The following is a 12228-nucleotide window of genomic DNA, read 5'->3' on the forward strand; positions in this document are numbered from 1 at the left end:
GCGATGGAAGTACCTGTTGTGAGTGCGATCTTAATTTGAGAAGAGTTTGATCTGGTCAAAATCTTCTCAATTCTTCACATTATGCTCAGTCTTTAGGGAGATTTAGGGAGAAATAGGTAGATTTTTTCTAACTGTTTTTACCCCTTGAGGCCAAACTCGGTGGCAACCATCCGGGAGTGCGAGTACGATTGAGAAATCTAGGTTGACGGTATCTAGTCTTGCGATTCCTGCGGTGGCGGCGGATTACCGATCGGGATGCTAAGTCACAAGTGATTTGATTTACCCGATGAACTAACTCGGCTGCCCAGATAACTTTGTCACCTTGCAGCAGGGCTAATCCTTTGACACTCCCCGCTCTAAAGAGACGGGGATTCTCCAGATTTTCTGCCAGATTTTCTGGATATCCGGTTGTCAGTAACTGTATACTCAGTTAAATCAAACAAGCTTAACTGAATATTCAATTGCTCATAGGCATGGTTCCTGGACTCCTTGCCAGACGGCAACGATATCTTCACAGGCATAACTTTCCCGCAGTCCGCAGGTAGCTTTTTTGTTTTAGTTGGGAATAGTAACCCAACGCGCTGGGCGATTAATCTAGAAGCCTTACTATCAGCGTGTTCTGTGTAGATACATTTAGTACACAGAAATTTTTCGCCATCACGGTTTTTCTGGTCGATATGTCCACAATTTGGACATTCTTGACTTGAATGCTTAGGATTAACTGCAATGACTGGTTTACCAGATTTAGCAGCAAGCCTTCCAATCATCTTAAACAAAGTCCCCCAACTAGCATCTAAAATAACTTTGTTTAATCCAGTTTTTCTAGATGCTCCGTTTCTTAAATAACCTCCTTTCCCGTCATGTTTTGGCTTAGCACGTTTGACCATGTTGGTAATGTTTAAATCCTCATGCCCGTTCGCGTTAGCGTTGCGGAGCAATATGGCATCAGCAGTATTCACAACTTTGACGGCTGCTTGCCATAAATAACCCGTTCGCAATTGAGCTATCTTATGCTGAGTTTTAGCTAATCTCTGGTAGCCGTCAAGTTGATTTTTAGAACCATTTGCCTTACGACTTATAGAACGCTGTCTAATTGCTAGTCTTCTAACTATTCGCTCTCGTGTCCCTGGCTTAATGTTTTCTACAAATGAACCATCAGATAAAGCTATCAGCTTATTTATGCCAACATCAATGCCAACTACTGACTGACATTTACTCAATTCTTGTTTGACTGGTAACTCAAAGGCTAACTCAACCAACATTGAAATATACCAGTCACCACCTTGACGCTTAACAGTAACAGTTTTGATTGACTGAATTAATGATAAATTGCGGCTGTTATGAAACTTTACATCACCAATTCCAGGTAAATATACAATCCCATAATTGAGACTGAACCTTTTAATCTTTACCTGGACAGGCTTATACTCAAAAGCATCTAAAAATCCTAGATACTTGGGAAATCCTCTACCATGTAACCAGAAATTAGTAAAAGCAGTATCAAGTCTGGCAATATTACGTTGCAAAACATCTGAGTTGATAGCTGCAAAATTATCTTTTTCGTGCCTGAGTTGCGTAGTACGCTTCATTTGAATCCCAGACGCGCTATCCCATTTGATCGCCCGATCCTTTTTTGTTGCCTTAAGTGCCATTACTAAGTCAATTGGAATCACACCATGTTTAATAACAGGACAGGTCAACGGACAACAGGCACCATATTCAACCCATGATTGCAAGTCACAAAATGAACCACCTGCATAACTAACAGGAATTTCAGCATCTTGATTATTGGTCTTGTAACCAGCTTCTCTTTCCCGCAGCGCATAATTGCGGTGTTTTCTCAAAGTTATTAACCATTGAGACATCTGTTGTATTTGAGTCGGATTTGGTTTGAGCTTAAAATTCCACCGCAACTGCAATTGCCTCACCTCCTAATATTTGTTAAACTATTTTTAGTTGAGAATTCATTTCTAGTAAATCTCAACAGGTAAAGGTCAGAAACGAGTAAGAAATTATTTATTTATATATCCAAAAATAAATAATATACTGTGCTTTTTACAGTAAAGTATGGCAAAAGTTAACATACACATCTGAAAGCAGAGGAATTAGTATTACTGAAATAATTGAGCAATGGGCGCGACTTCAAGACGGCGAATAAATTCGCTCGTGTCGTGCTTCCTCCTCGCAATAAATTGACGAGGCTCCTGCACTCCCGTATTCTTTTAGGTGGTTTTTGAGCCTGGATCGATCTTAATTTCGTGCGGTTTGGTAAGCGGTTGGTCACAGGCATACTTGAGGATAATCGTGAACGGATAACGCCTGTAAACTGCTGCTACCCCCCGAGTTAACAGCCGTCTGGCCAGACCCGGAGTTACAGGGTTACAGGGTTGCTTGTTGGTGTCTAAAACGAAAACAAAGTTAGACATAATTGTCCTCCGATTGCTCGGGTAAAGTTTTCCTCGCCAATGTTTTCAAGGCTTGTTATATCAATCGCACTTCCTTAACCAAATACAGATGTTTAACGATTGACGACAGAGCCACAGGCACCGAAAGCACCTGCAGGTGTCATGACCCTGAAAACGTAGCTGTAGCTGAGGCTGGCTATCTCTTCACCATTAGGTAGTGGTTGTCCAGTTCTGTCCGGTGATTGGTGGATAGCACTCCCACGACTGGAGGTAGTACCGGGAACGAACTCAGGACTTATATCGTGTCCGGTTGCATCGGTTGCGTTTGGAGAGCTGGGGGAGCAAAGGGGAGCTGGGGGAGCAAAGGGGAGAAAAAACGCTTTTTCGCACAATCAACTATACACAACTGATACCTAAGGACATAATATTACGCTCAAAGGAGGCCAGAAACCCGGTTTCTTCGGGGCTCTCTCGCTGCCAAACCCAGGATTTTTGCGAGAAACCGGGTTGCTTTGCCTTCGGCGCTACTAATAACTCAAGTTGCTAGTTAACTCAAGTTGCTAGTTATCTCTCTCACAGCGGCTAATGGCTAATGGCTAATGGCGAGATTGGTAAAAATCCTATATTAGCAATTAGCAATTAGCAATTAGCAACGCCAAAGTTTATAACTAGCAACTTGCGTTAGTTAGATCTCTTGGCGCTGGTAATGGCGTTCCCAGGGGACCGCCTGGGGAACGAGGGTAATGGATAATTGTCAAGAGTAGACTGAGTCATGAATCCAATTACCAATTACCAATTACCAATGTCACAACTTATAACTAGCAACTTGCGTTATTAACCGAAGGTGCTATAATTCACCATTTGCCATTATAAAACTCTTGAGCGATTGTTAACCACTGCTTTTCGGGGGAACTATCTTCTGGTGTCCATTCGGACCAGAAAGGACAATCGCCCCCCCGTACATGGGCTTGTTGCTTGCCCATTACTTCCAAATAAGCCAGGTCATTAATTTGGCTTAAGCACCCTTGTGAAGAGGGATTCTTAGACAGACTTGGCACTTTTTGATCGTTGTTTATGCTATCAGCTTTATTGGTGCTACCTCTACCAACTTGGCAGTTGTCTTTAAGCAAGCGGTTGTAGGTGCGATAGGGGATATAGTGGAGAGGGTTGTAGCCAGCAAAACGCAGTATTAAAACGCAAGCCCAAGAATACTTACCTGCCAGGATCGCTTCCACAATTTGATTCAATTGTTCTTGGCTCATCGCTTTGTCAAGTTTTGTATTGTAAGAGGGCATTTGGTGACTAATAGTCATGGGAATCGCGCTCCTTGATATCACTTGCAATTTTTATTTGGCGAGATGTTACTGACTGTAGCCGCATAGGGAATTTATAAATTGAGGCCGCCTTTTTGCATTTGCTTAATCGGGTCTAACAGGATATCTACAATGCGGCGACGGCGGATGATAATATCTGCGGTGGCTGTTTGGCCCGGTTTAAACGGAATCTTTTGAGCATCCGCAGTAGTAACGTTATGACGATCCAGGGCAATTTGCAGCAGGTAAACTGCACCGAGTTGCTGATCGGGTTTGCTATCAGGTGAGATGGAGAACACCTTACCCGACACAATCCCATATTCTTGAAACGGATAAGAATCTAATTTGACCTTCACCTCTTGTCCGGTTTTGATGAAGCCTGCTTCTTGGTTGGGCAGTTTAGCCATCAGAACCAGGGGTGCGTTTTGGGGAGCCAATTCGGCAACTATTTGTCCTGGTTGAACTACTTCCCCTGGGTTGCGGATGTTGAGCGACAGGACAACACCATCGACAGGGGCAGTGAATACAAGCTGTTTTAACTCGGTTTTAGCTCTTTTGAGCAGTTTTTCAGTTTGGTCAGCTTGGGCTTGCACCTGGGTTTTTTGCACTTCCAACTGCTGAATTTTTTGCCGATTCTGTACTTGAATTGCTTGTGCTTCGGCTTGATTTTGCTTGTTCTCGGCTTGGAGGCGGCTTAATTCTGCCTGGGCTTGTTTTAATTCGGCTTGGAGTCGTTCTAATTCCTTGGTGGCTTGTTTGAGTTCGCCTTCAGTTTGGGTAATCATACGAGTGCGATCGCGCAAAGCTTGCTCGGCTTGAAACAATTGTTCCTTAATGTTGCTATCGTCTTGCAGTTGGGTTTGCACAATTGCCCGCTGGCGATCGCGCAAAGCTTGCTCGGCTTGGAATAATTGTTCCTTAGTGCGGCTCTCTTCGGCTAATTTGGCTTCGGTAATCGCCCGCTGGCGATCGCGCAAAACTTGCTCCAAGTCGGCTAACCGTTCCCTGGGTAAAGCGCCTTCTTCAACTAGGGGTCTGAGCCGTTCTATGCGCGCCTTCGCTGCCTCAACATCGACCTGTAGTTTCTCGATCAGTTCTTGAGTCATGCGGGGCAGCGGTTGTAGCTGTTCCTGTCGCCGTTTCGAGGCATCGGCATCGGCTTGCAGTCGGGCGAGCAGTTCTTGGGATCTGGCTGCCAGGGGTTGTAGCCGTTCGCGTCGAGCTTTATAGGCGTCGGCTTCTGCCTGCATTTGCAACAGCAGTTCCTTCGTCGTGCCAACCCTTTCCTGGGCTTGTGCGATCGTTTTTTGCACCCCCTGAACCCTGGCATTTGCCTGCTGGACGATCGCTTCCATTGCGTTTTCCTTAGCAAGTGCGATCGCGGCGTTGGTTTGTGCTTCTAAGCGGGTTTGTTCGATCAAAGCTTGTGTTTGGAAGAATTGAGTTTGGTAGGAACCCCGCTCTTTCTCCAGTCGCTCGATTTCGTTTGTAGCAATTTGATTGTCTAACTCTAGCAATACCTGACCTGCTTTGACCGTCTCGCCTTCCTTGACTGCTATGCGGGCAATCTTCCCCGACACGACGGGATTGATTTTATAAGGCTCCCCTTCGGGCACCAGCTGACCGCGAGCGTGACCTACTTCTTCAATTTTTCCCACAGTTGCCCAGACACCAAACGCTCCACAGAACGCCATGCCGCCCATTAGCATTCGCAAGGGCAAAGTTGCCGGTGGCTGGTCTAGCAAACTCTGTAACGAGGTTGACCAGTCATTGTTGATGGATGGGTTAATAGTTTCTGTTGCTTTGCCGTCGGTTATCGGTACTATTTTGCCTTGCCGGTTGCTGGTGGGGGAGTAGTCTATTGCAGCATTTGTACCCCCATAAACAGAGGAGAAAGATGACTCGTTGACGATGGAATTTTCTTTAGCAGTGGCGCCCGAATTCTCATGCCTGTTCCGATTGAGGGGGCGTTCAGGTGTAGATCCAGAATTCGGTTCGATTGGTTGTTGCATGGCAGTGCCCCAGAATTAAAAAAGCCTAATTTTGATCGCAATGACTGCTCTTGGTTGCTTTTAGATGGGATACTTCGCAGTACTTTCCTGGTTGAACTCAGCAACTTTACTGATGCAGTTTTTTGCATTTTGTTTTTCCTCCAACTTCTTTCCGTATTTTTACCGAACTGATTGGGGATTGCTTGCCAACTTGGCAGGTTTTTGGTTAATTCCTGGTTAATCTTGGCAATAACTTCATAATAATGCTCAAGATTTAGCTTTTTCACCACTTTTTTAAAGTTTTTATGAAGTTAGACCCGAAGTAACTTGCGTAAAAATACGGAATTTAGTTGAGCGGGATTAAAGATGAGTGGGAATTGAGTTGGTAAGGTATGCTCCAGGAGGTTGAGGAGCAACCTTTACCAGGGTTGATTAAAGATTGAGCTGCTGCTGGGCTAAATGGAAATACAGACCTTGCAGCGCCATCAGTTGTTCGTGATTGCCCTGCTCGACTAAAATGCCTCGGTCTAGCACCAGGATCGAGTCGGCATTGCGTACAGTACTGAGACGGTGGGCAATGATAAACGTGGTGCGATCGCGGGACAAACGCTCCAGATTGTTCTGAAATCGCCGTTCTGATTCGGTATCGAGAGAACTGGTAGCTTCGTCCAACACCAGAATGGGGGGTGCGCCCAACAGAGCGCGAGCGATCGACACCCGCTGGCGCTGTCCGCCAGAAAGGCTCGCCCCCCGCTCGCCGACTTTGGTGTTGTAACCCAAAGGCAAATCCTGAATAAACGTATGTGCTTCTGCCAGTTTCGCCACTTCCGTGACTTGCTCCAGGGTGAAATCCGGTCGATAGAGGGCGATGTTTTCCAGGATGGTGCCGGAAAATAGGAACGACTCCTGGGGTACCACCCCTAATTGAGAGCGGTAAGACTGGGGAGAAACGAGGCGCAGATCGTGTCCGTCGATCAGCACGCGACCAGTGTCGGCATAATAAAGACCCTGCAACAGTTTGACCAACGTACTCTTACCGGAACCGCTGCGACCGACAATAGCGATGGTTTGTCCGGGGTGCGCCTCAAAAGAAATGTTCTGAAGTGTATTGCGCTCTTGGTCGGGACTGTAGCGGAAGGAAACGTTGTCGAACCGCACTTCTCCCCGCAGGCGGGGCAAGATCAGCATTGGTTTTCCAGGAATTTGTTCGGGTTCTGCCTCAAACACATCGTTGAGGCGTTCCACCGAAATCAGCACTTCTTGCAGTTGGTTCCACATGCCTACCAAGGCGAGAAATGGGCTGATGACGCGACCAATCATCATGTTAAAAGCCATAAACTGACCGATGGTTAGCTGGTCTTGAATTACCAACGTGGCTCCGTACCACAGCAACGCCGTGCCGCCTAAGGTATTAATCGACCCACTGATTACTTGTAACCCAATCCCCAAATTCTGACCCTTAAACCCCAGATTCAGGGTGCTGGTAAAGCGGTCTTCCCAACGCCAGCGGACTTCGCGTTCGGCGGCTACGGCTTTGACGGTGGAAACCCCGGTGAGCATTTCCACCAGCAGGGAATTTTGCTCTGCTGATTCGTTAAAGATTTCGCGGGACACCTGTCGCAGTATGGGGGTAGCCACCAGGGTCAAAATCACGATCGGAGGAATCAAGGCCAGCACCAGCAGGGTCAGCTGCAAGTTGTAATAGAGCATCAGACCCAAATAAATCAGCCCCATGAGCATATCTAACCAAGCCAAGACGACTTGACCGATGAGAAACTGCTGGATCTTGTTGTTTTCTTGAACGCGGGTGAGGATATCCCCCACGCGGCGCGATTCAAAAAACTTCAGGGGTAACATCAGGGTATGGTTGATAAAACCACCGATCAGGGTGAGATTCAATCGGTTAGAAAAAAAGGCCAGCAGGTATTGGCGGGTAGCGCCCAACCCCATGTTCCAAAAGTTAAACAAAAGCAGTCCCAGAATGAAGATATTCAGGGTGGGTAAGCTTTTGTGTACGACTACCTGGTCGAAAATGATCTGGGTAAACAGGGGGGTAACGACGCTAAAAACCTGAAGCAGCAATGAGGTGAGAATGATTTGCGCCATCAGGGACTTGTAAGAAGCGAGGGCGCCGACGAATCGACCCAGGGAGATTTTCTGGGATTCAGCTTGCTGCAAGCGGGGCGTGGGGTCGAGTACCAGGGCGTAACCGCTCCAGTTTTGCAGAAATTCTTTGCGGGAGATCGATTTCTTGCCTTGGGCGGGGTCGGCAACCACAATGCGATCGCCCTTACACTTGTAAACGACAACGTAGTGAATTCCCTGCCAGTGAGCAATCCAGGGGTTTTTCTGCTCGGCCATTTTGCCGATAGAAGCTCGCACTGGTCGAGCCATAAAACCAAGGCTTTCTGCCCCAGCGGCTAAGTTTTTCAGCGATGCACCAGCAAGACCGACATTAACAAGTTCTCGCAGGTAGCTGATGGTAAATCGCTTGCCCCAGTACAGAGAGATCATCGACAGGCAAGCTGCGCCGCAGTCGGAAGAACTTTGCTGCAAAATAAAGGGATAACCTTGCCAAGGCCACCGAATGCGCCGCACTGGTTTGGGAAAGGCAACGACTTTATTCGGCGATTTGCCTGGTGGTTTCTGGGGATTGGCGTCTTTGTCTTTTGGCTGTGGAGAGGGGGTGCTTGACGGGGAAATTGTCCGCTGTCCCTTTGGTTTTTTTCTTGGGTTTGCTGACTTCTGTCCGTTGTTCGCGGCTGCATCCCCCGATGAGTTGAAGTACTTCGGCGCGATGGCGCTAGCTGCTTGCCAATCTTCCAATCCCAGCTGATACACCAATAAATCTGTCTTCGCTACCCAATCCGACGGCGTTTCTTCCGGATATCCCCAACTCGGGTATAGATCGCTGACTACTTCTCCTTTCTTTCCTCGACTCAACTCCCCACTCCCAAGCCAGTAGCGACCACCGCTGGCAGGGGTTGCTTTTGCGAGAGATTCCCCTGCTCTTATCCGTATTTCTACGATATTAGGTACAATCTCGCGCAGTTGGTGGCTGGGCAAGCGTCGCAGGTCGGTTGAGGTTTTAAAGAATATTTGCCGCTGCCGTTTTTGAGTTTCTCCTTCCAGGTATTCTCGCAGTGCGGGTAACCTTTCTAACCAGCTAGTGAGTTGCGCCGCCTCCAGACAAGCAACTTGCAACGCCCCTGCTGCGATCCCTCGGTAAGGCAAAGCGCGAGGGCACAATAGTGCATCTGCACCAAAAGTCTCCCCCTCCTCTAGTACCACCGCCGAAACTTCCTGCTGCCCAAAAGCATCAACACCCAGCAGTCGCACCCGCCCCTGACAAACAATGTAAAAATTATCGCCATTATGTTCTTGGCGAACAATATTTTGGGAAGAATCTGGCAATATACAATTAAATGCCTCATCACCAAGCTCAAGATTAGAAACTTTTAACGATTGCTCGAATTCTGAGGCGAGGGATGCATCTACTCGAGCTGCATTGAACAGCTTTTGTACTGCAAGCAAAAGGTTGGATTCTTCTTGGTTATCTCGACTGGGAAATTTTTCCCTATAGCTGGCAGTCTGATTCATTATTATCGGCCTCTCTACCTGTAAGGGGTAAAGTACTTGGGGTTAAAACGTTCACAGCAAACCAAGGAGAGCAAAAATGCTAACCGACTTGTGGCGATCGCGGTGCTATCAAGTCGGTATCAAATTGTCAAGTTATTTGACTTGCTTCTGGAAAGCAACAAAGCAAAGCTGAAGTTAGTTTCTGGTTGCCGTAAACAGGAAATGAAGTTCATCTTTTACAAAAGTTAAATCTCATTTGAATGATTAGCTATTTCATTTTACTAGAAAAGATCTAGCACAGTTTTAGCCATGTCAGTGAATCCACAGACCGGGGTTTGATTCTATTTAAGGGTTAGGGGAACCATTAACACAAGGTTAAAAAATTTTTTTTACTGAATCTTTATAGAAGATTCATCAAAGCTTTATATTACAAGTTATTAATTCAATTTAAGCATTTTTTAAGTATTTTCAAAAAGCCCGCGCTGCAAGTATTTGAAGCTTACCTGTTTGTCCTGCTAGAAATTTCCCGTCAGTGAATTCGCAAAATCTAACCCCTAACAGGGCTTCCCCAGCTGGAAAGGGGGTTGGACTTAAGCAGAAGCGGCGTTTGGGGAGGGTCAAGCCCCTGGCTGAATTGACCAACAGCATCGAAACCAACCCTAACAATATTGTTTTGAAATATTAAATTAACCAATTGCAAGAGGGTAATGTATCTAATTTGCCATCCCCCTAAAGTATGACTTAAGATATCTTCCCCTACTTTTCCTACTTTTCGTACTTTTCGTACTTTTCGTACTTTTCCTACTTTTCCCATGTCATATCATGTCCTTAGGCATCGGAATTTCAATATGATTCAGGAGGTAGGGGCGAATGGTGAAAAGGCGCTATGCCCGGGCGAAAAGTCAAGTTATGTCAAGGAAAGTCTTAAGAATTGTCTACTAACGCAAGTTGCTAGTCTCAGATCTTGCACCTGCCGTTTTAGCCCGCCCGGAAATCAATTTCAAAGGCTTTTAGCGAAAGTCCTCTTAAGAGGACTGAAAGCTTTTGATCGTAAGTATTTAGTCCTCTTGGGAGGACTTGCGCTACTCGCTGTGGGAATTTATTCCCTGGCGGATGTTGGGACTGGTGCAAGATGTGAGTAGTTATAAGTTGTGACATTGGTAATTGGTAATTGGTAATTGGTAATGGGATTCATGCCTCAGTCTACTCTTGACAATTACCAATTACCGATTACCTATTACCAGCGGTCTTGGATGTAACTAGCAACTTGAGTTACTAGGAGATTACTCTGCAATCTTATTGCCCCTAACCCAAGGGTCCAAGCGCCCCTTCTGCGGTAGAACAGACTTTGACACTCTCCGGCCGTCGATGGGCGGAGATTCTGAAGATCTTTAAATCTTAATATCCCTATTGCTAGGGTTCTCCAAGCTCACCACAAAGCCATTGAAGGCTTGGTGATACGCCAGTTGCTCCACTTGGGGAAACCCCTTGACCGCACTAACTCATCTGCTTACGGTGTTTCGGGCGTTTAGTAGTTTTAGCCACAGGTTTCGCCCAGTCCGCACGTACCATTTCTGATGCGCTATCTCGAATAGTTTTTGCTTGCCGTAATATCGGTATGTGCGAAAAATCCACAAACAGAACAGATGAATTTTTCACCATCGCGATTGGTGCGGTCGATGTGAAGGCAATTTCTGCATTCGGTGCACCGAATGTTTAGGGTTAACTTTAATCGCGATCTTTCCTTGCTTTGCAGCGAGATACTCGAGCTTCAAAATTAACTCATTCCAAGCGGCATCCGAGATAGAGCGATTTAATCGCTGCTTTTTTGATAGTCCATTCCCTAAAAACCTCCCATTTATATCATCTTTCTTCACTTGGCAACGTTGTAACATTCCCGCGACGTTCAGATCTTCTATCGCGATGGCATCTACTCGCCGGGACAAGATAGACTTGGCTAGATACCACTGAGCGAGCTTGACGCTCGCTCAGCGCTCTTTTTATGCAAGCGTCCAACATTCTTGGATGGTTTTTTGCGTTTATTGCTGCCTCTGATTTTACGATTAACTCGACGCTGCCTAACTTTAAGAAGATGCTTGGTCTTTCTGCTAGTGGCAAATTTAGGATTTTCAAATTGATAGCCATCTGAGAGATGCACCAATTTGGTGATGCCCAAGTCGCAGCCAATAATCGACTTGACTTCTGCTAAAGGTTTGGCAACATAATCGGGTACGGTTTTATCCTCAATCCTGAGCGACATATACCAACCATCTTGGGGTTGCCGGACAGTAACGGATTTAATTGTGAACTCGTTTGGCACAGATCTAGAGTTATGGAATCCCATCGGGCCCAGCTTGGGTAGGTAGACTTTGCAACATTTAATTTTTACACCTGTCGCGTATGTAAAGGAGGTAAAATTACTGGGATTTTTGCACTTGGGGAATCCCCTACCTTCAAAAAAGTTCTTGTAGGGGACATCCAATTGTTTTACGTTCTGTTGCAGTACGGTTGAATCAATCTCCCCATACCAAGGTCTGGCTAGTTTTAGCTGTGGTAACGCTGTAATTTGAATGTCACGACTCGCTGCGACGGGGATTTTTGGCATTCCCCTCAAAGTCTACTTTGGTGTCCTTCCAAGGTTCAAGAGAAGCACCGTTCTTGCTGACCAGAATTAATTCTGGTGACAAAGCACGTCAACGGACAAGCAAGATCCCTAGTCCTAATATCGCAGTAATCGCCCTGGATAAACTGTTGACTGTATTGGACTATCCTGTCGTTCAAGCACCAGTTATAGTGGCTGCAAAGCATATTGACCCAACTGCCCATACTGCTTGATTGGGATGCTTTTGGTCTTAGCTTGTAGACGTAAGCTGTCAACGAATCTCACCTGTTTGTAGCTGTGCTATTTTTGTCTAGAGTAAATCCTAAATGAATCCAACC

At 46.2% G+C, this 12228-nt stretch carries 10 protein-coding genes; 1 reads left to right on the forward strand and 9 read right to left on the reverse strand.

Annotated elements, in window-relative coordinates; genetic code table 11:
• Positions 1-127: 127 nt before the first annotated feature.
• The 6 genes from ACE1CM_RS42510 to ACE1CM_RS42535 all read right to left on the reverse strand — a co-directional run bounded on the left by ACE1CM_RS42510 (position 128) and on the right by ACE1CM_RS42535 (position 9309).
• Positions 128-430: an RRXRR domain-containing protein gene (locus ACE1CM_RS42510; RefSeq protein WP_374885369.1), complete on the reverse strand. Its 303-nt coding sequence runs from the start codon at positions 428-430 to the stop codon at positions 128-130.
• Positions 357-1928: an RNA-guided endonuclease InsQ/TnpB family protein gene (locus ACE1CM_RS42515; protein ID WP_374885355.1), complete on the reverse strand. Its 1572-nt coding sequence runs from the start codon at positions 1926-1928 to the stop codon at positions 357-359. The genes ACE1CM_RS42510 and ACE1CM_RS42515 overlap by 74 nt, the downstream gene beginning before the upstream one ends.
• Before the next feature lie 294 nt (positions 1929-2222).
• Complete coding sequence (locus tag ACE1CM_RS42520; RefSeq protein ID WP_374885357.1) at positions 2223-2426, reverse strand: RRXRR domain-containing protein; 204 nt, start codon at positions 2424-2426, stop codon at positions 2223-2225.
• An 833-nt stretch (positions 2427-3259) separates the two neighbouring features.
• Positions 3260-3718, reverse strand: a complete 459-nt coding sequence (locus ACE1CM_RS42525; protein ID WP_374885359.1) for a HetP family heterocyst commitment protein — start codon at positions 3716-3718, stop codon at positions 3260-3262.
• A 74-nt stretch (positions 3719-3792) separates the two neighbouring features.
• The gene (locus ACE1CM_RS42530) at positions 3793-5730 is read right to left on the reverse strand and encodes an HlyD family efflux transporter periplasmic adaptor subunit (RefSeq protein ID WP_374885360.1); all 1938 of its coding nucleotides are present in this window, start codon (positions 5728-5730) and stop codon (positions 3793-3795) included.
• A 411-nt stretch (positions 5731-6141) separates the two neighbouring features.
• Positions 6142-9309, reverse strand: coding sequence for a peptidase domain-containing ABC transporter (locus ACE1CM_RS42535; RefSeq protein WP_374885362.1), 3168 nt, complete (start codon positions 9307-9309; stop codon positions 6142-6144).
• 36 nt (positions 9310-9345) lie between these two features.
• Here ACE1CM_RS42535 and ACE1CM_RS42540 point away from each other — a divergent pair, with 36 nt between their 5' ends.
• Positions 9346-9537: a hypothetical protein gene (locus ACE1CM_RS42540; protein WP_374885364.1), complete on the forward strand. Its 192-nt coding sequence runs from the start codon at positions 9346-9348 to the stop codon at positions 9535-9537.
• Between the two features lie 729 nt (positions 9538-10266).
• On the opposite strand, the gene ACE1CM_RS42545 is transcribed toward ACE1CM_RS42540, so the two are convergent.
• The 3 genes from ACE1CM_RS42545 to ACE1CM_RS42555 all read right to left on the reverse strand — a co-directional run bounded on the left by ACE1CM_RS42545 (position 10267) and on the right by ACE1CM_RS42555 (position 11893).
• On the reverse strand, positions 10267-10446 hold the full coding sequence (locus ACE1CM_RS42545; protein ID WP_374885366.1) for a hypothetical protein: 180 nt from the start codon (positions 10444-10446) through the stop codon (positions 10267-10269).
• Positions 10447-10870: 424 nt separating this feature from the next.
• On the reverse strand, positions 10871-11050 hold the full coding sequence (locus tag ACE1CM_RS42550; RefSeq protein ID WP_374885371.1) for a zinc ribbon domain-containing protein: 180 nt from the start codon (positions 11048-11050) through the stop codon (positions 10871-10873).
• Between the two features lie 195 nt (positions 11051-11245).
• Positions 11246-11893, reverse strand: coding sequence for an RNA-guided endonuclease InsQ/TnpB family protein (locus tag ACE1CM_RS42555; protein WP_374885367.1), 648 nt, complete (start codon positions 11891-11893; stop codon positions 11246-11248).
• Between the last annotated feature and the right edge of the window lie 335 nt (positions 11894-12228).

The organism is Microseira sp. BLCC-F43, from assembly GCF_041929235.1.
Classification (GTDB): Bacteria; Cyanobacteriota; Cyanobacteriia; order Cyanobacteriales; family Aerosakkonemataceae; genus Microseira.